This window comes from Bacillus sp. AFS040349, from assembly GCF_002577655.1.
In the GTDB taxonomy this organism is placed as follows: Bacteria; Bacillota; Bacilli; order Bacillales; family Bacillaceae; genus Metabacillus.
On sequence record NZ_NUMC01000021.1, the window covers coordinates 41,696 to 67,483 of the forward strand.

Annotated in this window: 24 protein-coding genes and 1 pseudogene; 21 read left to right on the forward strand and 4 right to left on the reverse strand. The window is 34.3% G+C overall.

From position 1 onward, the window contains the following. Positions 1–236 precede the first annotated feature (236 nt). Positions 237–1,388 (reverse strand): metal ABC transporter solute-binding protein, Zn/Mn family, encoded by a 1,152-nt coding sequence (locus tag COD11_RS05775; protein ID WP_098795811.1) that lies wholly within the window; start codon positions 1,386–1,388, stop codon positions 237–239. A gap of 367 nt (positions 1,389–1,755) precedes the next feature. On the opposite strand from COD11_RS05775, the gene COD11_RS05780 reads away from it, so the two are divergent. The 5 genes from COD11_RS05780 (at position 1,756) to COD11_RS05800 (ending at position 5,453) form a co-directional block, all read left to right on the forward strand. Then, on the forward strand, positions 1,756–2,010 hold the full coding sequence (locus COD11_RS05780) for a type B 50S ribosomal protein L31 (protein WP_098795812.1): 255 nt from the start codon (positions 1,756–1,758) through the stop codon (positions 2,008–2,010). Positions 2,011–2,023: 13 nt separating this feature from the next. Then, the gene (locus tag COD11_RS05785) at positions 2,024–2,371 is read left to right on the forward strand and encodes a hypothetical protein (RefSeq protein ID WP_176550994.1); all 348 of its coding nucleotides are present in this window, start codon (positions 2,024–2,026) and stop codon (positions 2,369–2,371) included. A gap of 155 nt (positions 2,372–2,526) precedes the next feature. After that, on the forward strand, positions 2,527–3,501 hold the full coding sequence (locus COD11_RS05790) for a CobW family GTP-binding protein (protein WP_098795813.1): 975 nt from the start codon (positions 2,527–2,529) through the stop codon (positions 3,499–3,501). A gap of 143 nt (positions 3,502–3,644) precedes the next feature. Then, positions 3,645–4,640: a permease gene (locus COD11_RS05795; RefSeq protein WP_098795814.1), complete on the forward strand. Its 996-nt coding sequence runs from the start codon at positions 3,645–3,647 to the stop codon at positions 4,638–4,640. Between the two features lie 15 nt (positions 4,641–4,655). Next, positions 4,656–5,453: a TIGR03943 family putative permease subunit gene (locus COD11_RS05800; RefSeq protein WP_098795815.1), complete on the forward strand. Its 798-nt coding sequence runs from the start codon at positions 4,656–4,658 to the stop codon at positions 5,451–5,453. Between the two features lie 55 nt (positions 5,454–5,508). Here COD11_RS05800 and sufU read toward each other — a convergent pair whose 3' ends face one another. The 3 genes from sufU to rpsN all read right to left on the reverse strand — a co-directional run bounded on the left by sufU (position 5,509) and on the right by rpsN (position 6,744). Next, on the reverse strand, positions 5,509–5,955 hold the full coding sequence (sufU, locus tag COD11_RS05805; RefSeq protein ID WP_098795816.1) for a Fe-S cluster assembly sulfur transfer protein SufU: 447 nt from the start codon (positions 5,953–5,955) through the stop codon (positions 5,509–5,511). 45 nt (positions 5,956–6,000) lie between these two features. After that, positions 6,001–6,387 (reverse strand): (2Fe-2S) ferredoxin domain-containing protein, encoded by a 387-nt coding sequence (locus COD11_RS05810; protein WP_098795817.1) that lies wholly within the window; start codon positions 6,385–6,387, stop codon positions 6,001–6,003. Positions 6,388–6,474: 87 nt separating this feature from the next. Further along, positions 6,475–6,744: a 30S ribosomal protein S14 gene (gene rpsN / locus COD11_RS05815; protein ID WP_098795818.1), complete on the reverse strand. Its 270-nt coding sequence runs from the start codon at positions 6,742–6,744 to the stop codon at positions 6,475–6,477. A gap of 239 nt (positions 6,745–6,983) precedes the next feature. Here rpsN and COD11_RS05820 point away from each other — a divergent pair, with 239 nt between their 5' ends. The 16 genes and pseudogenes from COD11_RS05820 (at position 6,984) to COD11_RS05895 (ending at position 25,719) form a co-directional block, all read left to right on the forward strand. Continuing rightward, the gene (locus COD11_RS05820) at positions 6,984–8,141 is read left to right on the forward strand and encodes an FAD/NAD(P)-binding protein (protein WP_098795819.1); all 1,158 of its coding nucleotides are present in this window, start codon (positions 6,984–6,986) and stop codon (positions 8,139–8,141) included. A 324-nt stretch (positions 8,142–8,465) separates the two neighbouring features. Next, entirely contained in the window at positions 8,466–10,088 is a 1,623-nt protein-coding gene (cntA, locus tag COD11_RS05825) for a staphylopine-dependent metal ABC transporter substrate-binding lipoprotein (RefSeq protein ID WP_098795820.1), read from the forward strand. An 80-nt stretch (positions 10,089–10,168) separates the two neighbouring features. After that, positions 10,169–11,101, forward strand: a complete 933-nt coding sequence (gene opp1B / locus COD11_RS05830) for a nickel/cobalt ABC transporter permease (RefSeq protein WP_098795821.1) — start codon at positions 10,169–10,171, stop codon at positions 11,099–11,101. Beyond that, entirely contained in the window at positions 11,102–11,998 is an 897-nt protein-coding gene (cntC, locus tag COD11_RS05835; protein ID WP_098795822.1) for a staphylopine uptake ABC transporter permease subunit CntC, read from the forward strand. It abuts the gene before it with no gap. Positions 11,999–12,001: 3 nt separating this feature from the next. Then, positions 12,002–12,811, forward strand: a complete 810-nt coding sequence (gene cntD, locus COD11_RS05840) for a staphylopine uptake ABC transporter ATP-binding protein CntD (protein ID WP_098795823.1) — start codon at positions 12,002–12,004, stop codon at positions 12,809–12,811. Further along, a pseudogene (locus COD11_RS05845) lies at positions 12,812–13,558 on the forward strand (ABC transporter ATP-binding protein). A 51-nt stretch (positions 13,559–13,609) separates the two neighbouring features. Further along, a complete protein-coding gene (gene cntE / locus COD11_RS05850; RefSeq protein ID WP_098795824.1) occupies positions 13,610–14,788 on the forward strand; it encodes a staphylopine family metallophore export MFS transporter CntE in 1,179 nt (392 codons plus the stop codon). 535 nt (positions 14,789–15,323) lie between these two features. Further along, positions 15,324–16,523: a GTP-binding protein gene (locus COD11_RS05855; RefSeq protein ID WP_098795825.1), complete on the forward strand. Its 1,200-nt coding sequence runs from the start codon at positions 15,324–15,326 to the stop codon at positions 16,521–16,523. 541 nt (positions 16,524–17,064) lie between these two features. Beyond that, a complete protein-coding gene (locus COD11_RS05860; protein ID WP_442920032.1) occupies positions 17,065–17,820 on the forward strand; it encodes a TerC family protein in 756 nt (251 codons plus the stop codon). A 210-nt stretch (positions 17,821–18,030) separates the two neighbouring features. After that, complete coding sequence (locus COD11_RS05865; RefSeq protein WP_442920033.1) at positions 18,031–18,411, forward strand: MerR family transcriptional regulator; 381 nt, start codon at positions 18,031–18,033, stop codon at positions 18,409–18,411. 47 nt (positions 18,412–18,458) lie between these two features. Continuing rightward, positions 18,459–19,781 (forward strand): hemolysin family protein, encoded by a 1,323-nt coding sequence (locus COD11_RS05870; RefSeq protein ID WP_098795827.1) that lies wholly within the window; start codon positions 18,459–18,461, stop codon positions 19,779–19,781. Between the two features lie 230 nt (positions 19,782–20,011). Further along, positions 20,012–20,626 carry a TetR/AcrR family transcriptional regulator gene (locus COD11_RS05875; protein ID WP_098795828.1) on the forward strand — a complete coding sequence of 205 codons (615 nt, stop codon included), beginning with the start codon at positions 20,012–20,014 and terminating at the stop codon, positions 20,624–20,626. A 201-nt stretch (positions 20,627–20,827) separates the two neighbouring features. Then, the gene (locus COD11_RS05880; RefSeq protein ID WP_098795834.1) at positions 20,828–21,502 is read left to right on the forward strand and encodes a GTP pyrophosphokinase; all 675 of its coding nucleotides are present in this window, start codon (positions 20,828–20,830) and stop codon (positions 21,500–21,502) included. Between the two features lie 33 nt (positions 21,503–21,535). Further along, positions 21,536–21,964, forward strand: coding sequence for a DUF5392 family protein (locus tag COD11_RS05885; RefSeq protein ID WP_098795829.1), 429 nt, complete (start codon positions 21,536–21,538; stop codon positions 21,962–21,964). A 185-nt stretch (positions 21,965–22,149) separates the two neighbouring features. After that, the gene (locus COD11_RS05890) at positions 22,150–24,792 is read left to right on the forward strand and encodes a sensor domain-containing protein (protein ID WP_098795830.1); all 2,643 of its coding nucleotides are present in this window, start codon (positions 22,150–22,152) and stop codon (positions 24,790–24,792) included. Positions 24,793–24,960: 168 nt separating this feature from the next. Continuing rightward, positions 24,961–25,719, forward strand: a complete 759-nt coding sequence (locus tag COD11_RS05895; RefSeq protein WP_098795831.1) for a DeoR/GlpR family DNA-binding transcription regulator — start codon at positions 24,961–24,963, stop codon at positions 25,717–25,719. The last annotated feature ends 69 nt before the right edge of the window (positions 25,720–25,788 follow it).

The following is a 25,788-nucleotide window of genomic DNA, read 5'->3' on the forward strand; positions in this document are numbered from 1 at the left end:
ACCCAATTTTGACAGGGTAGGGGCGGGGGTTCGAATCCCTCTCGAATCATCAGAGTGAGAAGCTTTAGTTCCTTGGTATGTAAGGAACTAAAGCTTTTTTAAGTTATTAGAAATATACAGTTCACTAATTTAACAATTAAATCTCCCATTCTTGAATAGGATAATAGTGACTTATATAAACATGGATAATAAATAAATATTGTATCTAGGCATAATTTTAATAATTCATCACTTTATTAATTTAACACTGTTTCAAGTATTTCAACATTTTTCTCCATAATACTAAAATAATCTTCCTTATTTATTATGTTTTCTTCTGTAACGGATTCAAGATTATGAAGGGTAAGCGACTTAGCACCGATTTCATCTTGGATGACTTTTGCTACGTTAGATTGTACATTCTGTTCAAATAAAACGTATTTTAGACCATGTTCTTCGGATTCTGTAATAATTTCCGTAAGTTGTTGTTGACTAGGTTCTTGGGAAGGAGAAAGACCAGCTATTGCAATTTGTTCAAGGCCATATCGATCCTGCCAATATCCGTAAGCAGCATGAGAAACTAAAATGTATTTTGTTTTTGAATTTTCGAGAGTTTCATGGAATGTTTGATCTAGAGCAGTTAAATCGGCTTTTAGTTTTGTGAAATTTTCCTCAAATGTTTCCTTTGATTCTGGCTTTATTTCTATTAGTGCATTTTTAATGTTTTCTGCTAGTTTAATAGAGCGCATTGGATCAAGCCAAACATGTGGATCTTGATCTCCGTGATGGTGATGCTCTTCATCATGAGTGGCATCCTCTTCATGTGCATGCTCTTCATCATGAGCGGCATCCTCTTCATGTGCATGTTTTTCATCATGAGCAGCATCCTCTTCATGTGCATGTTTTTCATCATGAGCGGCATCCTCTTCATGTGAATGTTCTTCCTCATGAGCAGCTTCATTTTCATGTGAATGTTCTTCCTCATGAGTAGCGTTATCTTCATGTGAGTGTTCAGTTGTTTTAAGTAGTTCAATACCCTCGGCTGCTTTTAATATGAGAACGTCCTCTTTCTGTAACGCCTCTTCAGCTTGTTCGACAAAACCTTCTACACCAGCACCTGTATAGACAAATAGATCAGAGTCAGCGATGTTTTTCATTGTTTTAACTGTTGGCTCATATATATGAGCATCAACATTTGGAGGGTAAACACTAGTGACTGTAATCTCATCCCCACCAATTTTTTTCGTGAAATCCTCTAATGGGAAAATGGTTGTGTATACTTCAATTTTATTACTGTTATCATCGTTGCTTTCTGTAGCGTTTGTTAATTGATTTTCTTGATTGCCGCATCCTGTTAATAGAAGACCTACTGTCAGCATCGAGGTTAATAAATAAGGTTTTGTATGCATGGTTAAAACTCCTAACATTTGGTTTTGTAAAATAATTTGGTTTATATGTCTTGGATAACATACTAGCTTTCAAAAATTGAAGAATTGATAGCTACTTCACAGTTAATAGTTTATTTAATGTTTGTAAATAGTAATGATTACGATTTGTATTCTACACTCAAAATTCGGTTATGTAAACAATATAAGTATGATTCATTTTCTCACTGCTATAAAAAACAGAACCTTAAGTGTGTAGTGAATGTAGTTATGACATTGTCACGGGAGCTGGAACTTTACAACTAAGGACATTTGACTTTAGGATCGCATGGTATTATAATTTAATTAAATCGTAACGATTTCGATTTGAATAATAGATGAGGTGATTATAGTGAAACCAAATATACATCCTGACTATCAAAAAGTGGTATTTATGGACACGAACAGTGGCTTTAAATTTTTAACAGGTTCTACAAAACGCTCAAACGAAACAATTGAGTGGGAGGACGGACATACATACCCACTAATAAAGGTGGAGATTAGTTCTGACACTCATCCATTTTATACAGGGGTACAAAAATTCACTGATAAAGGTGGAAGAGTGGATCGATTCTTACAAAAATACAGTATGAAGAAGAACAACTAATAGGGAAATATTGATGAACGATAAAATGATGGAGCTATTTGCGAAAAGTATTATTGCTTCTCTTCCAAGCAAGAAAAGAAAGCTATATCAATTCATTGAAGGTGTAGAGGATAGCTTGGCACAGCAATCGAATTCAAAGGAACAGTTTTTAACTCTTCTTAAAGAACAGTCCCCACACCATCAAGCAGCTAAACGTTTTCATCTAACCATTGATGAAACACTAAAGCTCATGCATCAAATTGAGGATGAAATAAACTCTAAACTAGAAGAGAAAATGAATAGATACAAGTGGATTGATTATACCCGACAATTCAACACAAATAATGAAAGAGACAAAAAGTATTATCTCTTTCTTTCTTAAAAAGAAGCTGATTCCTTAATGTGAATCAGCTTCTTTTTTTTCCATTCTTATTTGTAGCATGTTTCTTCTAATATTAAACAGAAACTTTACTCTAATAGGAATAATTTCGATTTGTGTTTGGTATATATGTAGAGTGTTAGATAGGAGGGAAAGTGATGGGGAAAATACCAGTTTATATAGTAAGTGGATTTTTAGGAAGTGGAAAAACAACTTTGTTAAAGCGATTACTACATACATGCAGTGAAAAGAATATAAACCCAGCAGTTTTAATGAATGAAATTGGTAAAACAGATACAGATGGAGAAAGTATATCAACTATGTTAAAAAATAGTCATCTAGAAAAATTACTAGATGGTTGTATGTGCTGTAATAAAAAAAATGAAGTAACTGATTATCTAAAGACTCTTCTTAGTCGTAAACCAGATGTGCTCTTTATTGAGCTAACAGGAGTGGCAGATCCAGAAGAGGTTGTAGATTCTTTAACAGAGCCCGATCTTCTTCATCTTCTTTACTTAGAAAAAGTCATAACTATTGTGGATGCGGAAAATGTACTTGCTTATAATAATGTGTTTGAGTCGGACCGTGATCTTGTTAGAACAACAAGAAAACAAATAAATGTGGCTGATACTCTTATTATCAATAAGACGGATTTAGTATCGGAAGCTAAGAAGAAAAAGGTAGAAAAGCTTGTAAGAAAGGAAAATACAACATCACCTATGATTTACACAACTTTTAGTAAAGTAGATATAAACGAATTATTTTTCAGTAACAGTTCGGGAATAAAGAGGCAGAAAATAACAAGAAATGAAGAGATGCAAAATGAAAACGATACAAGACCATCCTTTTCCCGAATTAAAAGCATCTCTCTTCCACTTACAACACAAGCAACAACAAAACAAATAGAGAAGTTTTTAAAAAGATGGAAAAATCAGTTGCTTCGAGCAAAGGGATACCTTTCTGTTAAAGAAGGCACATATTTAATGCAATGTGTTATGAACCGAGTGAATTGGGAGCCTTCAACATTTAGTGGTGAATGTTATCTAGTCATGATCGGAGTCAATCTTAATGCGGAAGAAATAAAACAAGATTGGGAAAAATCATTTAAAGAACCGATATATGTTGAAAAATAAAAGTGACTAGAGCTTTACGAGACAAAAGGGAGCTAACATAAAATGGTTGGCTTCTTCTTTTATAGTTCGCAGTAATCGGGGCGAATAGAGGATGAAATTAGGGAGGTATTATCTGTGAAGATAATAAGCAGAGGACTTATAAAATGAGGACAAAAGCCAATAGTGAATTAATAGGCTTTGCTTTTCTTGGCTCTTGCTTTTTGCTCTTTTATTTTCAAAAGGGGATAAAGCTAAGTGAATCTTTTTTTTTAGACTCTTTACTAACCTTCAATGTAGTTTTTATTAGTATCTTACTAGAAGCACTTCCGTTTGTTTTACTTGGTGTTATGATCTCAGGAATTATTCAGGTATTTGTATCAGAAGAACAAATTAGGAGATTCATCCCTCGTAACAAGTTTCTAGCAATTATCATGAGTTGTCTTGTAGGTGCATTATTTCCCGCATGTGAATGTGGAATTGTTCCAATTGTTCGCAGGTTGGTTGGAAAAGGAATGCCTCTTTTTGCGGGTGTTGGTTTTTTGCTTACAGGACCATTAATTAATCCAATTGTTATTTTCTCTACCTATATGGCTTTTGGTGAGGATCCAAAAATGGCTTTATTACGAATGGTATTAGGATTAATCACTGCTATAATGATAACAGCTATGATCTGTGTACTGTTTAAAAAAAATCAATTGAAAATAACGAAGAATTCTTTTCATTCTGAAGCTCAAGAACAGGTAAAGCAACCATTACTAATGCGATTACGGTCTATGGTCGAACATGCTATTGATGAATTTTTTGATATGGGGAAGTTTTTAATTATTGGAGCAGTATTAGCAGCCTTTGTTCAAACGTTTATTACAACAAAGTCTATTGTAGAACTAGGAGATGGTTTAGTAGGATCAACTCTCGTCATGATGGGACTTGCTTATCTATTATCTCTATGTTCTGAAGCGGATGCATTTATTGCAGCATCTTTTGATCACCTTCTTCCGAAAACCTCTTTACTTGGCTTTTTAATCTATGGTCCCATGCTAGATTTAAAGAATACAATCATGTTAATGTCTGTTTTTAACTTTCGTTTCGTCATAACGTTGACGATACTCATTTCGGCTACTGTGCTTGCTGTATTATTACTAGCACACCGATTTATATAAAGGAGAGGCTACTTCATGACCCTACAAAAGAGACAAGCAATAAAGGCTATTATTCTATTGCTATTTGCCAGTTTTATTTTCATTTTGCATCAATCGGGTGAAGTGACTCATTTTATCCATCCTAATTATCTTCGTTTTAGTCAGTTCGTTTCTGTTATCTTTTTGATTCTTTTTTTCTTTCAAGTTCCCCGTATTTTTAGACCACTTGAAGCTGAGGATGATCATAGTAATTGCGGCCCTTGGGGATGTCAACACGAAGAAAAGGATGTTTCTCTTAAAATGATATTGTCTATAGGAATTATTTCGATTCCACTTTTAACAGGGTTTATGATGCCTTATAAAACCTTTGGGGCTGAGGAAGCACTGAAGCGTGGCATTCAATACTCCGGTCTTGATCATCAGAGGCCTAGTGGAAATGAACTAGCGAATGGTCGCATAAAAACTCTTATGAGTCAGCATCTCATTCGTATGGATCATACCGGTTTTACTGAATATATGGGGGTGATATCGGAATACCCTGAAGTTTTTGAGGGAAAGGAAATAGAGATAGAAGGGTTTATAGCAGAAGATCAATTCATGTCCAAAAGAGAAAAAGTGATTGCTAGATTTCAAGTTACACACTGTGTAGCTGATGCACATGCAAGTGGATTTATTCTTGAGAATAGCAATGAGTTTGACCTAATGAATAATACATGGGTTCGGATAAAGGGGACATTGAAGGTCTTGGAAGAGAATCAAGAGTATATACCAGTTATTCATATAAAAGCGGTGAATAACATAGATTCGCCCAAAAACCCCTATATTTTTTCATAGTTTTTTCAAAGGACAGTCTATAAGAATACCTGTGGGACTGTCCTTGTTTCATGGTTTATTGGAACGGACGGTATTCCGCCTCATCTTTAAAAACTTTATCTAATGCTTGCCAAGGCATTAACGCACAATTATGTCTTGCCTTAAATTGATGAACACCCTGCAGGGAGATACTATCTCCAAAATCAATTTGTTCATTTGTCAACTTTCCAGTACGAATCAACCCTTCAAATTCTCTTCTTATTAAGGTAATCTCTCTTATTGATTTGTTTTGAATCAACTCTGTCATCATAGAAGAAGATGCCATACTTATGCTGCACCCTTCACCAAGGAAGGTTACATTTTTTATAAAGTACTGTTCGATTTCAATAAACAGGGTGATCACATCCCCACAAGTTGGGTTTTTATAATGCACTTTAAGAACATTTTCACTTAATAATTCTTTGAAATTGCGTTTTTGTCGATAATGATCTAAGATAACCTGTCGATACATTTGGTCGAGCATGAAAAGTCTTCACCTTCTTCCTGATAACGATTCATATTCTTTCTGTTATTTTGACATTTTGTTTGCTTTTTCCCGATCTTTAGAAATACCGGTCACTACTTCCGGTGAACGGTCAAATCCTTGACCATTATAAGAATGACTAATTTTTCCTGTATAATCCTCATTATAAAGCAGGGAGTCAATAAACAAAGGAGCATCATCTGGTAGCAAGTCCTTATACCAATGTCCATGAGGGTAGTTAATAACAACACACTTATCGTGGCATCTCCCATTACATCTAGTTCGTGTTGTGTGAATTCTATCATCTAAGCCTCTTTCAGAAATTTCTCTTCGTATTTCCTGGGTTAGGTCCTCAGCGCCAACATGAGTGCAACTGCTACCATTACAAATAAGAACATGATGAATAGTGTTGTTTAAATTCCATGTTGCCATAAATATATACCTCCATAACAGTAGCTGTTAGTACGAATTTTAGAATGTTTCTAATAGAGTTATTAATTAAATTCTTTTTAATTGATGTTACCAGCTTGATTTTTTGATGCCAGGTAGGTGACCTTTATGAGCTAATTCCCGAAAAGCAATTCGAGACATCTTAAATTTACGAAGATAACCTCTAGGTCTTCCGGTAATTTCACATCTGTTATGCAATCGGGAAGGGGCTGAGTCTCTTGGTAACTTTTTTAATGCTTCATAGTCGCCCTTTTCTTTTAACTCTTTTCGTATTTCTGCATATTTTTTAACCATGTCTTGCCGTTTTCTTTCTTTTGCAATTTTCGACTTTTTTGCCATTAGTAAACAACTCCTTATACAACTTATTAAAACGTAATGATTACGATTTGAGTTTTATCTTATTCTATCTTTGAACAAAATGCAAATATAACATTTCGTACCTCAAGAATAGGAATCAACAGAGCCAATTTTTTATAGACATCGTTTAGGAGTTGATGATAAAAATTTGCTCTTATCTTAACAAATATAGTACAATTCAAAACGTAATGATTACGGTTTAAATTTAAAGGAGAATTATTATGTATGAGTGGATAATTATAGGTGGAGGAATTCATGGTTGTACAATTGGGAATTACTTAATTAAAAATAAAAAAACAACAATTGAAAAACTTCTTATCATTGATCCTCATCAAGAGCCGATGGAGAAATGGAGGACAAATACTCGAAAAATTGGTATGGAGTATTTGCGTTCACCATCTGTCCATCATATTGATGTTCCTGTATTTAGTCTGCAACATTTTAAGAAACCAAATGACTATAGAGCTTTTTATGGTCAATATAAACGGCCTTCACTTCATTTATTTGATGAACATTGTGATATGGTTTTTCAGGAAGTTCAGTTAAAAAAAGCTTGGAAGCAAGGAAGGGTGATTTCTGTTTATCGAGATTCTGATAACTGGATCGTTCAAACAGATGATGGTGAATCATTTATGACGAAAAATCTTGTTCTTAGTGTGAGCGTGAATGAAAAATTGCATATGCCTGAGTGGGCAAAAGCATCATCGAATGACGTTCTACATATTTTTAGTGAGGAACTTAAGAACCTAAGTGAATTAACACCATCTATCGTTGTAGTGGGTGGAGGAATTACAGCAGCACACACAGTTATTAGTCTTTGTAGCATGTTTCCAGGAAAAGTTACACTTCTTAGCAGGCATAATATACGTGTTCACGGTTTTGATAGTGATCCGGGATGGTTAGGTCCAAAGTATATGAATTCATTTTTAAAGATAACTGACTATGGTTTGCGTAGAGAACATATTAGGCATGCTCGTAACAGAGGCTCCATGCCAAATGATGTTTATCAAAAAATAATCAGACTAGAAAAAGAAGGGGTATTACAAGTGATGTATGATGAAGTGCTAACGACTAGTTCCCAGGAGCAGACTAGTGTTTTACACCTTAAAAGCGGTACTCAGCTCGCTGCTCAAACAGTCTTACTAGCCACGGGATTCGATTCCAATCTTCCGGAAGAAGGCTGGTTAAAATCATTGATTGAAACAGAAAATTTGAAATGTGCTACTTGTGGGTATCCAATTGTCAATCAAAAGCTCGAATGGTGTTCTCATCTATTTGTCTCAGGACCATTAGCAGAACTGGAAATTGGCCCGGTATCAAGAAATATTTCAGGAGCAAGAAAAGCAGCAGAACGAATTGTTAATGAGTTTATAGTTTAGAAAATTTACCGGTCATGGAATATCCCTTTAAATGTTATAAATGGTAAAAGTAACAAAAAGTAGTTGACGTATTTTTTATTCATTAGTACCATTTTTAATAGTAATCATTACGATTTATTCTGTAGATTACCTATGATAATTATCGATCTTTATAAGGTAAATCGTAATGATTTTGGTTTAAGGAATGAAAAGGAGGGCTATGAAAGGAATAATAAGTAGGTTAAAGATGTAATTGCTACTTAATAAAGGTGAATGGGTTCTTACTAGTGTAAATTTTTTAGTGATCACTCTAAAGCTTGCCACGATAAAAGGGAGAGAAGTATATTGAGAGTTAAAAAATTAAAGATTGCATCCATAATAGTATTGTTTTTTTCTAATCTAGTTGCCTGCTCTGCACAAAATTCTTCTAGTGAGAAAGAGGAAGGTGTTAAGGATGATAATAGCTTAGCAGAACTAGTCTATGCTTCTGCAAAAGATGTTAACGATATGAACCCACATTTGTACACTGGTTCAATGCCTGCTCAAGGAAAGGTCTATGAATCATTGGTTGAAAATACAGAAGACGGGATCAAACCATTGCTGGCTGAATCTTGGGAGATTTCAGATGATGGAAAAACATACACATTCCATTTAAGAGAAGATGTCACATTTCATGATGGCGAACCGTTTAACGCAGAGGCAGTGAAGAAAAATTTCGATGCTGTACAAAATAATGCAGAAAAACATGCTTGGATAAAGTTATCTACAAAAATTGAACGTGTGAATGTGGTAGATGAGTATACAGTTGAACTTGTTCTAACTGAATCTTATTACCCTACTTTGGTCGAATTATCAATGACAAGGCCTTATGTATTTATATCCCCTAAAGATTTCATTAATGATGGAACGAAAGATGGGGTAAGTGGTTTTAACGGTACAGGACCATACATTCTAGCTGAACATAAAACAGATGAGTATGCAACATTTAAAGCAAATGAACAGTACTGGGGTGGAGCACCAAAAATAAAGACGATCACATCTAAAGTTCTTCCAGCAGGGGAAACGACGTTTTTAGCCTTGAAAAAAGGAGAAGTCAACTTTGCTTTTACGGATGATCGGGGTGCAGATAGCCTTGATGTTGAAGCTATGAATCAATTAGTTGATTCAGGTGATTACCAACTTGTTAGAAGTGAACCAATGAATACGAAAATGATTGTAGCCAATAGTAGTAAAAAGGATCATCCTGTTACGGAAAAAGCTGTTCGTGAAGCAATTTGGTATTCAATTGATAGAGAAACCATTGCAAAGGATATATTGAGTGGTACTGAAACGGTAGCCAATACATTATTTTCTAAGAACGTCAATTATGCTGATGTTGATTTAAAGAAACGAGACTATGATGTAGAAAAAGCGAAAACGATTCTCGAAGATACTGGATGGAAAATAGAAAATGGTGGTGTTGTTCGAACAAAAGCTGGCAAAAAGTTAGTGATGAACCTCTATTATGATAGCAATTCGTCTTCTCAAAAAACTCAGGCTGAATTTATCCAAGCTTCATTACAAGAAATTGGTGTTGGATTGGAGATTATTGGTGAGGAGTCAACCTCGATTGCGAATAGAAGGGCAACGGGTGACTATGATTTATTATTCAATCAGACGTGGGGACTAGCTTACGATCCGCAAAGTACAATTGCTGCTTTTACATCTCCTTCTTCCTACTTACATACGACCAAAGGTATGGAAAATGCAGACGAACTGTATAGGAAAATTGATGAAGTAATGGTGTCAACAGATGAGGAAACAAGAAAATCATTGTATGCTGATATTTTTAAAATGGTACATGAAGAAGCTGTTTTTATTCCTATTTCAAATGGAAGTGTGACCGTAGTTGCTCCAAAAAGCTTACATGGACTATCATTCAAACAAACTCAATATGAGCTGCCGTTTGAGTTAATGGAGTTTAAATAGAAAGGGGGGGAATTCCCCTCTCTATATTTAGAAAACGAATACATTTAAATGTTGAGATTTAATGGAAAAGGAGGTTGTCTATGGGAAGTTATATTATAAAAAGGTTACTCATGTCTGTACCTTTACTTTTTATCATCTCGTTTTTGACGTTTGTATTAATGAATCTTTCTCCTTTAGATCCTGCTGAAGTTGTATTACAAGCTCAAGGTGTGCCACAGATAACAGATAAATTATTAGAGCAAACGAGAGAAGAGTTTGGGATGAATAAGCCATTTATCCTTCAATATTTTGATTGGCTTTTTGCTTCCTTACAGTTGGATTTTGGAGATTCATATATTAATGGTGAATCAGTGTGGTCATTAATAGGTCCTGCATTTTTAAACACGTTAAAATTAACAATCGTATCATCGTCTTTAATCATTTTTATTTCTATTCTATTAGGTGTTACATGTGCATTGAAAGAAGGGGAAATGATTGACAAATCGATCAGAGGATTCTCATTTTTTTTAACCGCAATGCCTTCATATTTGTTAGCATCCATTCTGATTTGGTGTGTTTCAGTCAAATTAGACTTATTGCCAACAAATGGAATGGATTCTTATAAAAGTTATATCTTACCAGTGTCTGTCATCACCATTAGTTATGCGGGTATTTACTTTAGAAATATAAGAACCTCTATGCTGAGCAATTTAAATGAGGACTATGTTTTGTATGGAAGGGCATCAGGGCTATCAGAGAAGAAAATCACGAGTCATATTCTTAGGAATTCATTGCAAGTAACCATTTCTATATTTGGTATGGCCATACCTATTATATTAGGAAGTACCGTTGTTGTAGAAAATGTTTTTGCCTGGCCGGGATTAGGAACGTTGAGTGTGAATGCCATTCTAAGCAGGGACTTCCCTATTATTCAGGCGTATGTTCTCATTCTAGCGGCATCTTTTGTTTTGTTTAATACACTTTCCGACATTATCAATGTTGCAATGAATCCTAAGCTAAGGAATGATGTGTAAATGAGAATATTGAAAAACATTCGTAAGGATAAGGTAGCTTTCCTATCCTTAATTGTTATTTTGATGACCATTATTGTTGGTATTTTTGCCCCGGTATTTGCTCCGCATGATCCTAATGAAGTCAAGATGAGCTTGCGCTATGCATCTCCTTCGTGGGAATATTTGTTTGGAAATGACCACCTAGGCAGGTGTGTCCTGTCCAGAATAATCTATGGTATTCGGCCAAGTGTAATAGGGGTTTTGGTTGTTCTCTTTATATCCGTATTAATCGGAGCAATCTTAGGTTTTGTTGCTGGATATTTTAGAGGGAAAGTTGATGGTATCATTATGAGATTATGTGATATCATGCTTTCTTTTCCAGGTTATGTTATGGCGCTGGCTGTTATTGGTATTTTAGGAGTAGGTCTTGAAAACATCCTTATTGCATTTGCATTAATCAAATGGGCTTGGTTTGCTCGTATTATTAGAACCTCTGTTATGCAATATTCAGAATTAAATTATATCAAATTTGCCAAAGCATCAGGTTTAAGTGAAATCAACATTATCTACAGACATATTATTCCGGTTACTTTTTCTGATATCGCTGTGATTTCTAGTGGATCTATGGGATCGATGATTTTGCAAATTTCCGGCTTTTCATTCTTGGGGTTAGGAATTCAAGCCCCTCATGCTGAATGGGGTATGATGTTAAATGAGGCCAGAGAAGTAATGTTTACTAGACCAGAATTAATGATAGCCCCAGGTTTAGCTATTATAATTGTCGTATCTGTGTTTAATTTCTTTTCTGATGCACTTCAAGTTGTTTTAGATCCGAAATTAGTAAACTCTAAAAACACTAATAAACATAAATTGCGGTTATCTAAGATGAATGTTCAAGAAAAAAAGGTGGCTAATTAGATCATGGATATTTTAGAGGTAAACAACTTGAAAGTATGGGACGCTCATTCTGGTAAAAAGATTATCCAAGATAGCTCATTCCACTTGAAGCGCGGAAACTGCCTGGCAATTGTAGGAGAAAGTGGGAGCGGAAAGTCTATTACTTGTCGAGCTATCATGAGATTAAATAGGCCCACTATCCACCAATCAGGAGACATCCTGTTAAATGGCGAAAACATCAGTCAGCTTTCTGAAAAAGAGATGAGAAAGAAAAGGGGAAGAAACCTCTGCATGATTTTACAAAATGGAATGAGTGCATTTGATCCCTCCTGTGTGATTGGTGTTCATCTAAGAGAAACCTTAACAGAACATTTCGGTTGGAGTAGAAAAGTAATAGAAGAAAACATAACAGCTGCTATGAAGAGTGTGATGTTGAAAAATCCAACAGATATTATGAACAAATATCCACATCAATTATCAGGTGGAATGCTGCAACGCATCATGATCGCATTAGCTATTTGCTTGGAGCCTGATATTATTATTGCTGATGAACCAACAACAGCACTTGATACAATTTCACAATTTGAAGTAGTTGAGCAATTGATGAAATTGCGGGAAAGAATGGGTTGTTCAATGATATTTATTTCCCATGATTTGGGTGTTGTAAGGAAAATCGCGGATGACATGCTAGTCATGAGGAATGGAGAAATTGTAGAAAGAGGTAAAACCGAGGCTTTATTTGTTCAACCCGAACATGAATATACGAAATATTTGATATCTACAAGAGTGTCTCTAAGCAATCACTTTAAGAAGATAATGGGGGAGGCGTTATAGTTGCTCAGAGTTGATTCTGTTGAGAAATCCTATAAAAAGGGTGGATTGTTTTCTGTAAAAAGGCAAAATGTTTTAAAGAATGTCAGCTTTGAATGCTACAGTGGCGAATGTCTTGGTATTATCGGAGAAAGTGGAAGCGGAAAATCAACATTAGGGCGCTTGATCATGGGAATTGAAAGGTCTGATCGTGGACATGTTTTTTAAAATGAAAAAAATGTAGTAGAAAGAAGAGCAAGATCAGGTTATATAAGTGCTGTCTTTCAAGACTACAAATCTTCTATTAATCCATTCTTTACTGTTGAAGAGGCCATAATGGAGCCGATGAAAATTCAAAACAAGAGTAGACAAGAGATGAGAGAAAAAGTTATTAATCTACTAAAGCAAGTTGGGTTGCCTTCGTCTTATCGAGACAAATACCCCCATGAACTATCAGGAGGAGAGGTTCAAAGGGTATGTATTGCTAGAGCCATCTCAACAGTACCAGCCTGCATTTTATTAGATGAGTCAATCAGTTCTCTGGATGTATCAGTTCAAATACAAGTTCTTGACTTACTAAAGGATTTAAAAAGAATATATAACATGAGCTACATTTTTATAACGCATGATATACAGGCTGCTGCCTACATTTGTGATAGAGTCATCATTTTTAAGGATGGTCAGATTGAAGAAATAATTAAAACTGAACATTTAAAGGATGTTAAGTCAGCGTATGCAAAAAAACTAGTACAATCCATTATAACGATTTAATTGTGGCAACTGTCTAGTCTGAGTTGGTATAGAACCGGAGGGGAACCAATTGTGAATGGAGCATTATCTTGGCCTTTTTTAAGATTGTATATATTGGTGCTTCTTTATTTTAGTGCAAATTCTCTATTAAATGTCCTTATTCCTTTAAAAGGAGAATCATTAGGAGCTACTAATACAACAATCGGGCTGATTATGGGAGCTTATATGTTTACGACCATGTTTTTTAGACCATGGGCAGGTCATATTATTCAAAAGCATGGATCGATAAAAATATTACGAATTATACTGATTATCAATGGTTTAGCTTTAATCTTATATACGATAACTGGACTAGGTGGATATTTGGTCGCACGTATGTTGCAAGGTGTTTCAACAGCTTTTTTTTCAATGGCATTACAGGTAGGGATTATTGATGCATTGCCGGAAGAAGATCGCTCTCAGGGAATTTCCCTTTATTCTTTATTTTCCTATATACCGGGGATTATTGGCCCTCTACTTGCATTGGGGATTTGGCACGGGGGAATGGGATACTTTCCAATAGTGATGGTATCAATTGCGGTCTTTACTGGGGTTGTGGGCTATAGTACAAAAATAGATAAAGCCAAGACAGAAACGAAAAAAGAAGATCCTGTTCATGGCGTTAACATGTTCAGTTCATTTGGTCAGTTAGTGAAAAATCCTTATTTATTAAAATGTAGTGTTCTGATGTTAGTAGGTTCTATTGTATTTGGAGCAATAACTACCTTTATACCTTTATATGCTGCACAACTAAAAAGCAGTAGCGCTGGTGTTTTTTTAATGCTTATGGCTGGAACTGTTGTCATTTCCCGTTTTACTTTAAGAAAAAAAATCCCCTCTGATGGGAAATGGCATTCATCTTTTATCATGGGAAATATGCTTCTATTAGTAATAGCGTCACTGTGTGTGGGATTAGCTTTAAATGGAGGAACTATTCTTTTTTATGTAGGTGCTTGTTTAATGGGGATTGCTCAGGCTCTTTTGTATCCTACGTTAACCACGTATTTAAGCTTTGTATTACCTCATAATAATCGAAATGTGTTATTGGGGTTATTTATTGCGATGGCAGACCTAGGTGTATCATTAGGCAGTTTCATAATGGGACCGATAGCTGATATATACTCTTATTCATTTATGTACATGATTTGTGCCGGCTTAGGTGTGATGATGATTTTTTTTGCGTATGATCGTAGAAAAATATTTGTGGGTTAGGAATGAGGATAAAGAGTACAGGTTATTTCTGTCTTAAAGCTGGTAAATAAATAGTATAAACTTTTAATAAAATGAGAATAAATGATTTCTTCGCATGCTTTTTCTTGTGATTCCCCTTCAAATAAATCGATTTCTCAACTGTCAGGTAAGGTATGGAAGTATCATAAATAGCTAAAAAGAGTTGCCAAAGTGTAAGTCAATAGAAGCAGGAGTCATGCGAAATGTTTTTCCAATTAAACTATTAATTTTTTTTTAGTAGTTTGATTGGAAGAATCATTTTATAAGTAGCTCCGGGATAATGAAAGAGAGTAAATACTCATCGGTTTTAAAACGTAATTATAACGATTTGTAAAGGTAAAGGTAAATCTACTATTTATTTAAGGAAAGAAACGTCTCTACATGACGTAACAAGATAGGTTTGAAGAGTTGCTTTTTTTATCTTGATATATATTCAAAACTTGAGTGAAACAAACTTAAGGAGAGATTTTTTCTTGCAGAGGAGATTGTTTATAAAAATATTTAGGAGGTTACATACATGAAAAAAATTCCTGTAACAGTCTTAAGTGGTTATTTAGGAGCCGGAAAGACAACTGTACTAAATCACATTCTTCAAAATCGTGAAGGCTTGAAAGTAGCTGTTATCGTAAATGATATGAGTGAAGTAAATATTGATGCGGAAACCATCAAGCAAGGCGGAGGATTAAAAAGAACAGAAGAGAAATTGGTGGAAATGTCAAATGGTTGTATCTGCTGTACCCTCAGAGAAGACTTGCTTGTAGAGGTTGAAAAACTGGCGTTAGAGGGGAACATCGATTACATCGTGATCGAGTCAACAGGGATAAGCGAGCCTGTTCCTGTTGCTCAAACCTTTTCATACATAGATGAGGAACTGGGTATTGATCTGACCCGTTTTTGTAAGCTTGATACGATGGTCACTGTTGTTGATGCGAACCGCTTTTGGAAGGATTTTAGATCAGGAGAAAGTCTGCTTGATAGAAAAGAAGCACTGAGTGCAGCAGACGATCGTGAAATTGCAGATTTACTGCTGGATCAAATTGAATTTTGTGATGTTCTGATTATCAATAAATGTGATCTTGTAAATGAAGAAGAATTAACACATCTAGAAAAGGTACTACGCAAACTTCAACCTGAAGCAAGAATGATTAGAACAAATAAAGGCAAAATTCAATTAACAGATATCCTTCATACAAATCTTTTTGATTTTGAAAAAGCAAGTGAATCCGCAGGGTGGATAAAAGAGCTTACAATTGGACACAAAGAGCATCAACCGGAAACCGAAGAGTATGGAATTACATCCTTTGTTTATAAAAGAAGACTTCCTTTTCATAGTGAACGATTTTATCAGCTCATGCATTCACTTTCTGACAATATTGTTAGGGTAAAGGGAATTGCCTGGTGTGCTACAAGAAATAAATTCGCTCTTTCCGTCTCACAAGCTGGCCCTTCTATCGTAATAGAACCAGTGGCTTATTGGGTGGCCGCTATGGCAGCTGGTGAGCAAGAGCTTATTTTAAATGAAAATCCTCACATTAAAGCTGAATGGGATCCAGAATTCGGTGATCGTATGACTCAATTGGTTATTATAGGAACAAATATGAATAAAAAAGAGGTATTAAAACAATTAGATGCATGTCTACTAACTAGAGATGAATTTGATACTGAGTGGACGTTGTTTAAGGATCCGTTTCATTGGGATATTCCGGAAAGGGCTTAGTTTGTATTTTGGAAGTAGAAGAGGTGGATGTCAATGGAATATAAAGTAGCTATAGTAGGAGGAGGTCCTTCAGGTATAGGTGCGTTTAACATGAATATTTAAATGCAACAAGTTTTAGAGTTGAAAAATGAATTTTTAAAAGCTTTATGAAAAGTAGTTGACAAAAACCAATAATTTATTTATAGTTTGATTAACTAAATAGTTTCTCCTAAAGGGGAGTAGCTTTTACAGCAAAGTCGTCATTTCGGAGATTTCGTATCTCTCGGCTTTGTTGGCAACGTTCGGTTGTTAGCAAGACCTTTACCAATTGGTAAAGGTCTTTTACTTTTTATTAAAACCTTTACCGTTTACGGTAGAGGTTTTTTCTTTTTTCCGGAGACTAAAAAACTTTTTATGGAAAATTCACATTACAAAAGGAGTGAGTCAAAATATTGGTTCGTAAGAGCTAAAAGTAACCTTCAAGATTGAAAGTTTACTGAGTGTGAGATTTATAAATTAAGGGTTAATAAGGAGGAGAAATTATTTGGAACTTTCAATTTTAATGGAGTATGGTTGGGTGTTGATCTTATTAGTTGCACTGGAGGGCTTGTTAGCAGCAGATAATGCACTTGTTTTAGCAATCATGGTTAAGCATTTACCGGAAGAGGAAAGAAAAAGAGCTCTCTTTTATGGTTTAGCGGGAGCCTTTGTGTTCCGATTTGGTTCACTCTTTGCGATTTCGTTCCTAGTGGATGTGTGGCAGGTGCAAGCGATAGGTGCTCTATACCTATTATTTATTGCTATAAATCATATAGTAAGAAAGCTTGTATTCAAAAAGAAAGAGGGAACAAATGAAGAAGAAAACAAAAAGGGAAAATCTGGTTTTTGGGGAACTGTTTTAAAGGTTGAATTAGCTGATATTGCATTTGCAGTTGACTCAATTTTAGCTGCTGTAGCCCTTGCTATGACACTGCCAAACACAAACCTTCCACAAATTGGTGGAATGGACGGCGGTAAGTTTCTTGTCATTTTTGCCGGTGGAATTATTGGATTAATTATCATGCGTTTTGCAGCTAACCTTTTTGTTAAGTTACTTCATTCAAGACCAGGTCTTGAAATAGCGGCTTTTGCAATTGTTGGATGGGTAGGAGTGAAGCTTGCTGTGTTAACATTAGGGCATCCTGATGTTGGTGTACTTTCTTATGAATTTGCCCATTCCACTGGATGGAAGCTGTTCTTCTATACTGTATTAATTGGAATTGCTGCTGCAGGGTGGTTCTTAACGAAAGAAAAGAAAGAAGAGAAGCAAGCTGCATAGTGGATTATAATTAAAAAGCTGCTCTTCGTAGAGCAGCTTTTTAAATACGTTCTTACGCTATTGGGTTAAGAAAAATAAGCTTGTTGTAAACAAATTGTGAAATATTTATTAATAATCAGTTTATTAGTTGTAAATTCTACGTTTGGTAAATATAATCAAACTATCACGTTATGGTTTGGAGGGTTATCCTTTGGGACTGAAAAGTTAAAAATCGGTGAACTGGCTGAAAGAACAGGTGTTACAAAAAGAACAATAGATTACTATACTAATTTAGGACTTCTTAAAGCAGAACGTTCCCCTTCGAATTATCGTTATTACGATATTTCTGCTGTTGAACAGTTAAATGATATTGAGAAGTGTAAAGAACAAGGAATGTCGTTAGACGACATAAAGAAAAGAATGATTGACAAAAACGCAGAAGAAATTGACGTGTTGGAGTTACGTCTTAAAATAAAAGGATTAGAAAAAGATGTAGCAGAGGTTTTATCTCAACTTGAAAACAGCAACCTAAAAAATCATGAGTTTATAAAAAAGAATGTTTCTCAAGAAAGTCTGTCTTTGATTCAATCATTGTTATTACTGCTCAACTAATTAATATCATTACCAGGAGGTGTACGTCTTACTTATAAGACGACTCATTGACAACCATTAATTTACTTTTAATTTTAGTATTAATAGCATTAACAGCATTCTTCGTGGCAACTGAATTTGCCATTGTGAAAGTACGTGTTTCAAAAATTGATCAGTTAATTTCAGAAGGAAATAAAGGTGCAGTAGCTGCTAAAAAAGTTGTAACACATTTAGACGAATATCTATCAGCCTGTCAATTGGGAATTACAATTACAGCATTAGGACTTGGTTGGTTAGGGGAACCGACTGTGGAGAAACTATTACATCCTCTTTTTGAACATTTTGCTTTGAATGAATCCGTTACACATATTCTATCGTTTGGTATTGCGTTTGCTTTGGTTACGTTCCTTCATGTTGTAGTAGGTGAACTTGCCCCTAAAACAGTTGCGATTCAAAAAGCAGAGGCTGTAACATTACTGTTTGCCCACCCCATTATTTGGTTTTACCGTTTAATGTATCCATTTATCTGGTTCTTAAATGGTTCTGCACGTGTGTTGGTAGGTTTATTTGGATTAAAACCTGCATCAGAACATGAATTAGCTCATTCAGAAGAGGAGCTTCGTATGCTTTTGTCTGAAAGCTATAAGAGCGGAGAAATTAATAAGAATGAGTTAAAGTACGTAAACAATATCTTTGAATTTGACGAAAGAATTGCAAAAGAGATTATGGTTCCTCGTACTGAGATTGTTTCTATAGATATTGATACAAGTTATGAAGAAATTGTAGAGATTATTAAGAATGAACGATATACAAGATACCCAGTTATAGATGGAGATAAAGACAATATTGTTGGTTTTCTTAATATAAAGGAACTGTTAACTTCCCATTTTACTGATGGGGGTAATGCTAAAAAGTTCAATATAAATACATTTATTAATCCGGTTATTCAAGTAATTGAAACAATAGCAATACATGATTTATTGTTAAAAATGCAAAAAGATCGAACGCATTTAGCTATATTAATTGATGAGTATGGTGGCACATCTGGATTGGTAACAGTTGAAGACATTCTTGAAGAGATTGTTGGGGAAATACGAGATGAATTTGATGAAGATGAGGTTCCCGAAATTCGAAAAATCAATGATGATCATTATATTCTAGATGGAAAATTATTGATAGATGATGTTAATAATCTTCTAAATACAGATTTTCCTAATGAAGATATTGATACAATTGGTGGATGGTTTCTTACACAAAACTTCAACGCAACTGTTGGTGTAGAGGTAGAAAATGACGGTTACCTCTTTAAAGTACATGAAAGTGACGGACACCATATTCAATATTTAGAAGTTACCAAAGTGAAAAATAATGTTATACCTATACACCAATAGGAAATTGTATAAAATGTGAAAGTCGCGCTCATTAATTGATGGGCGTTTTTTTTATAAATAAACTTAGGTTACCTTAGATTTAGAAGGGGAATCATTAGTCTATAGTTGCTTTATATGACATTTATGTGACAGCTTGTCACTTTGAATTGACTTGTGACAAGGTGTCACATATGATTGGGGTATAGGAATTGTGACACCTTGTCATTCACCCCGAATAGGAGATAAAAATCATGCCAAAACAAACGTTTTATCACTTACCAAAAGAGAAGAAGGATACGTTAATATTATCGGCAAAAGAAGAATTCTCACGGGTTCCCCTTCATGAGGCATCAATTGCCAATATAATAAAAAGTGCAGGGATACCAAGGGGAAGCTTTTATCAATACTTTGATGATAAAGAGGATTTGTACTTTTATTTGTTAGATGAATTTACACAAAACACAAATAGAAGAGTAATGACCATTCTAAGAAGAAAACAAGGGAATTTGACAGAAACCTTGATTGATCTTTTTCAACATATTGTTCATAACCGGCACAATCAGGATAATAAAGCTTATTTAAAAAATGTATTTTTAAATATGAATTTTAAAATTGAAAATACGTTGGCAAGAAGTATGTATGAAGAAAATCAAAAATCTCATTACCAAAGTCTACTAAAATTAGTGAAAACAGATCATTTGAATATTAAATCTGAACAAGAGCTGAATGACATGATTGAAATAATGGTCTCAGTTACTATTCATAATTTAGTTCGTGTATTTGTACTAAACTTAACTGAAGAAGAAGCACTAACCAAATATATCAATCAAATTGAATTACTAAAAAAGGGATTTCAAAAGGAGTAAAACTGTGGGAACTGATCTTGTAAAGAGTAAGATTGATTTTAAAAGCATAGTAAAGAAACTACAAAAACAAGGCATTAATGCTCAATTAATCAGAAGACCTACAAAAACAATTCAATTAAAATAGTAGTCTAAACACTATCTTGTTTTAAATAAAGGAGTACTAACAATTTGGATACAATAAGTTTAAGAGATAATAACAAAATGGATCCATTAGAACTTGTAAAGTTTATTATGACCTATAAATTTGCTGTTAATGAAATCACCACAAAGCTTAATATTTTGAATGAGGAATTTAAGTATGTTCACGACTATAATCCAATTGAGAATATAAGTTCAAGAGTGAAAACACCAGAAAGTATTTTGCAAAAAGTTAAAAGGAAGAATTGTGATTTATCTATCATGTCAATAAAGGAAAATATTAAAGATATAGCAGGTGTTCGAATAACATGTTCTTTTATTTCTGATGTATATAAAGTGTATGAGATGCTTCAAAAGCAAAAAGATATAGATGTGGTTCAATGTAAGGATTATATTAAGTCCCCAAAACCTAATGGGTACCAAAGTCTTCACCTTATTATTAGAATACCAGTTTTCCTGTCTGATCGAGTAGAAGACACTTATGTTGAGATTCAAATTAGAACAAAAGCAATGGATTTTTGGGCAAGCTTGGAACATAAGATCTATTACAAATTTGGGAAAGAAATTCCTGATAATTTAACAAGTGAATTAAAAGAAGCAGCTTTATCTGCTATTGAGCTAGACAAGAAAATGGAGAGGCTTCATGAAGAGGTAAAACTCATAAAAAATATTGAAAATGATAACGAGCCGGTCATTAACATACAGGTGAATGGATCGAAACTAAGCCAATTATTATAAGAGATGGATCCTATTTGTTAGGGGGATAATTATATGAAACTTATTAATTTGGATTTGCCGAATTTTGCAAAGAAAGAAATTGAGAAATTACAAGAAGTGATCGCTCCATTTGCAAAAAAAGCATCTCGGTATATTTTTTGGTCCTTCCCTTTAATTGTTTTATCTATCATTAATATAGTTACTATGTTATTTGGAGCTGGTTTTAACGAATCAATAACACCTTCTTTAGTAGTGTATGCGATAATGGGAGCGCTAGGCATGGCTCTTTCAAAAGAAGCAAAACTTCAACAGGCAGAGATACAGAAAGTAAGTATGGACTATATAGTTGAACGAATAAAGAAAAGTGAGGTTGTATCGGACCGTGTTAAAGAGAAATATATCTCTTTAGTAAAAGAAAGACCGTTACAGACTTTGAACCATTTTGTGAATTTTTTAGAAGTAGAGAATAGAGTAATGAATTGAAAGTAGAGTGTTTTAAAGGTTGAGATAGCCTTTAAGCACTCTTTTTTATTAAGCCTGGTTAAAGTTATGTACCCCAATAACACTTTCTAATGATGAGTTGACAACCATTTTCCCCCCCTTCATAATAGAAAAAATATAATTCGCTTTGAATTTATTAATTTAAATCTTAAGATGAGGGTTTTATTATGCGACTGTTTACTATCTTTTCATACTTAATCTTATTTTTTTATCTTCTCGTTGTTTATTCTCTTATCTTTTTAGATAAAGAAGTCATCTTTAATCTATTGCAAGAATTCCATATCCAACTCTGGTTAAGTCAAATAGTTTTTGTTGTTTTGTGCCTATCGCCCTTATACTTCATTTTAGATTATGTAAGAAAACAACAAAAAAGATATTCTACTTCTCAAATGGAAACCGAAAAGTATCAAGTAACTCTTGAAAATTCTTCAATAGCCGCCTTTATATATAAAGATGATGCTTTCCTCTATGTCAGTCCTGCTTTTGCTCAATTATTTGGATATACTCGTGAAGAAATATATGAGACTCCTTTAAGTGCTAATCATTTATTGGCCGAGGAATATCAAGACATTTTGGCTAAACATATTGAAGGACTGCTAAATTCGAATACTATTCGTAGTAATTTTCAAGCTAAAGGCAAAAGAAAAGATAACACAGAACTCGATCTAGATATATACCCTTCTAGACAAATCTTTTATGGTCAGGAAGTAATGGTAGGAAGTGTGGTTAACTTCACAGAAAAACGACACATTCTAAATGAGTTAGAAAAGCGGGAAAAAGTTTTATCACAGGCTCAAAAGATTGCTGGAATACTATATTGGGAATATGACAATGTAAACAATATTCTAAGTTGGAGTGAGCAAATTTATGCTCTTTTTGGGTTATCGTTAGACCAACAGCCAACGTTTGAATTTTTATTATCAAAGGTACATCCTGATGATCGGGAAACATTAAGTAACAGTAGGGAAAAGGAAATAACAGGAGAATCCATTCTTAATATCTATCGTATTCTATTAGAAGATGGAACAGAAAGGACATTACATTCAATCTCACAAAGCATTTTTAATGAAGATGGACAACCTATACAAACCATAGGAACTATGCAGGACATTACAGACCGTCTTGTAGAAGAAAAAAAACTGGAACTATCAGAGAATCGCTATAAATCGTTGTTTGATAATAACTTAGATAGTGTGTTCTCACTAGATCTTAAAGGAAGTATTCTTTCGGTTAACGAAATGGCGATCAAAACGTTTGGCTATTCAAAGGAAGAATTTATCCATCAAAATCCACGTGATTTCATTATCACTGAGTTCAAAGAAGAGGTATCTGAGCTGTTTAAAAACGTACTTTCTGGTGAAGCAAGAAGAATATCTATCCAAGGGCTTCATAAAGACAGCTCAAGGGTTGATCTAGATGTAACGGTGATGCCTATTATTGTAAAATCACAAGTAACAGGGGTGTTCTGTCTTGCAAAAGACGTTACGAAAGAAAGAGAACATGTAAAAACGATCGAGAAATTGGCTTATCATGACCATTTAACAGGTTTACCGAATCGAAGAAATTTAATGATTCTGACGGATAACTATATACAAAAAGCTAAAAAACAAGACTTTATGATCGGGGTTTTATACATTGACTTAGACCGATTAAAATTCGTAAATGATTATTTGGGACATGAATATGGAGATGAAATGATCATTGAAGCAAGTAATAGGATACTAGGATGTATTCAAAATACAGATACTCTTGCACGAGTTGGAGGGGACGAATTTATCTTAATTCTTCCAGAAATAAGTGGTGTTGATCAGACGATTGAGGTCGCAGAGAAAATATTAGAGGCATTTAATCAAGGGTTTTATCTCAAAAATAAATTATTTAAAACAACTGCTAGTATAGGAATTAGCATCTATCCTTTGAATGGAGAAGATATCACTCAATTATTCAGTAAAGCGGATAAGGCCATGTATTTTGTTAAAACACATGGTAAAAACTCTTATAAATTTTTTGAAAATACCCTGGAGGAGAAAGAAGAAAGGAAATTTTTAATTGAAAATGCCTTAGAGACTTCTTTAAATGACGGAGATTTTTTTCTTATGTATCAACCTAGATTAGATGTGGAAACAGGTGAGATTTCTACCTTTGAATCACTGCTTAGATGGAAACATCCTGAATTGGGAATGGTCAGTCCGGGAGAATTTATCCCTGTGGCCGAAGAAACAGGAGACATTGTTATAATTGGTGAATGGGTGTTAAAAGAGTCTGTAAAAACTCTTAAGGAACTCCAAGCAAAAATAAACACGGATGTTCGAGTATCAGTTAATGTGTCTGTTAGACAGCTCTATCAATCAAATTTGGATCACTTGATAAATACCCTATTACGCGAGTATAATCTTTCTCCTCATTTACTGGAACTAGAAGTAACGGAAAGTACCTTAATTAATGACGATCCTGCCATACTAGATACTTTGAAAAATATTAGAGAGTTAGGTGTTCATTTGGCCATTGACGACTTTGGAACAGGAAATTCATCTATTACCTATCTAAAACGCTTGGAAGTGGATATTATTAAAATTGATCGTTCCTTTGTATCGGGCGTACCTCATGCAAAAGAAAATGCTGCTATTACCTCAGCTATGATTGATATGGCACACGACCTCAATATTAAAGTAGCCTGTGAGGGAGTTGAAACAGAAGAAGAACTTCAATACATTAAGGATAAAGGCTCAGATGAAATTCAAGGTTACTATATTTCTTATCCACTGATTAAAAAAGACCTCTTTACATTTTTACAAAGAGGTTGTAATTAAACTACAAGGAGTTGTCGATGAGGTAGCTCCTTCACTGAGGCCATTTGTTAAGCATCCTTTTTTATAAGGACTTTTTAAATGCAAGATTCTAGTGAATTTTATATACTGAAAAAAAGTAACGATAATTGAAATCTTATAATTTGGATTTCTTTTTCAGGAGGAAACATTTTGCTTATAACGGAAAGGCATCGCCTAATATTAGATCTTTTAAAAGAAAAAGAGAATGTTAAAATCCAAGAGCTTGTTGAGCTTACTTCTACTTCAGAATCTACCTTAAGACGTGACTTAGATCAATTAGAAAAAATGAACTATTTAAAGCGAGTGCATGGTGGTGCTTCGTTGTTACAGCGTAAGAGAGACGAACCTAGTGTTATAGAAAGAACAACTCAAAATCTAAAAGAAAAAGAAACTATAGCCAATTATGCCGCGGGTCTGATTACAAATGGAGAGTGCATATACCTTGATGCTGGAACAACCACCTATCAAATGATAAGGCATTTACAGGAGAAGGATGTTGTTGTTGTAACTAACGGGACAGACCATTTAAACACATTGTTAGAAGCGAATATTTGTACATATTTTATCGGTGGCTTTGTAAAAAAGGTGACAAAAGCAACAATAGGACGCGATGCCTATGAAAGTATTAAAAATTATCGTTTTGATAAATGTTTTATGGGCGCAAATGCCATTCATCATGAACTGGGGCTAACAACACCAGATCCAGAAGAAGCACAAATAAAAGAAAGAGCCATTTCCTTATCAAGAGAAACTTACATTTTAGCAGATCATACCAAAATTGGAGAAGTCTCCTTTTCCAATTTTGCAGACCTTAATCAAGTGAAAATTATTACAAATAAAGTCGATTATGTAGATTTAGAAAAATATAAAAAATTAACAGATATTATTGAAGTTAAAGAAACACAATGAATTTTTTAAAAAATATACTTGGTTGGTTTAAGAAACTCGCTCATGTTTGAGAGGCCACTGAAAAAGTCC

Bases quoted from the DNA above. Each gene is read 5' to 3' on its own strand.
- COD11_RS05775 (WP_098795811.1), bottom strand. From the start codon at position 1,388: ATGCATACAAAACCTTATTTATTAACCTCGATGCTGACAGTAGGTCTT.
- COD11_RS05785 (WP_176550994.1), top strand. From the start codon at position 2,024: ATGAACGATAAAATGATGGAGCTATTTGCGAAAAGTATTATTGCTTCT.
- COD11_RS05790 (WP_098795813.1), top strand. From the start codon at position 2,527: ATGGGGAAAATACCAGTTTATATAGTAAGTGGATTTTTAGGAAGTGGA.
- COD11_RS05795 (WP_098795814.1), top strand. From the start codon at position 3,645: ATGAGGACAAAAGCCAATAGTGAATTAATAGGCTTTGCTTTTCTTGGC.
- COD11_RS05800 (WP_098795815.1), top strand. From the start codon at position 4,656: ATGACCCTACAAAAGAGACAAGCAATAAAGGCTATTATTCTATTGCTA.
- sufU (WP_098795816.1), bottom strand. From the start codon at position 5,955: ATGCTCGACCAAATGTATCGACAGGTTATCTTAGATCATTATCGACAA.
- COD11_RS05810 (WP_098795817.1), bottom strand. From the start codon at position 6,387: ATGGCAACATGGAATTTAAACAACACTATTCATCATGTTCTTATTTGT.
- rpsN (WP_098795818.1), bottom strand. From the start codon at position 6,744: ATGGCAAAAAAGTCGAAAATTGCAAAAGAAAGAAAACGGCAAGACATG.
- COD11_RS05820 (WP_098795819.1), top strand. From the start codon at position 6,984: ATGTATGAGTGGATAATTATAGGTGGAGGAATTCATGGTTGTACAATT.
- opp1B (WP_098795821.1), top strand. From the start codon at position 10,169: ATGGGAAGTTATATTATAAAAAGGTTACTCATGTCTGTACCTTTACTT.
- cntC (WP_098795822.1), top strand. From the start codon at position 11,102: ATGAGAATATTGAAAAACATTCGTAAGGATAAGGTAGCTTTCCTATCC.
- cntD (WP_098795823.1), top strand. From the start codon at position 12,002: ATGGATATTTTAGAGGTAAACAACTTGAAAGTATGGGACGCTCATTCT.
- COD11_RS05855 (WP_098795825.1), top strand. From the start codon at position 15,324: ATGAAAAAAATTCCTGTAACAGTCTTAAGTGGTTATTTAGGAGCCGGA.
- COD11_RS05860 (WP_442920032.1), top strand. From the start codon at position 17,065: ATGGAGTATGGTTGGGTGTTGATCTTATTAGTTGCACTGGAGGGCTTG.
- COD11_RS05875 (WP_098795828.1), top strand. From the start codon at position 20,012: ATGCCAAAACAAACGTTTTATCACTTACCAAAAGAGAAGAAGGATACG.
- COD11_RS05880 (WP_098795834.1), top strand. From the start codon at position 20,828: ATGGATCCATTAGAACTTGTAAAGTTTATTATGACCTATAAATTTGCT.
- COD11_RS05885 (WP_098795829.1), top strand. From the start codon at position 21,536: ATGAAACTTATTAATTTGGATTTGCCGAATTTTGCAAAGAAAGAAATT.
- COD11_RS05890 (WP_098795830.1), top strand. From the start codon at position 22,150: ATGCGACTGTTTACTATCTTTTCATACTTAATCTTATTTTTTTATCTT.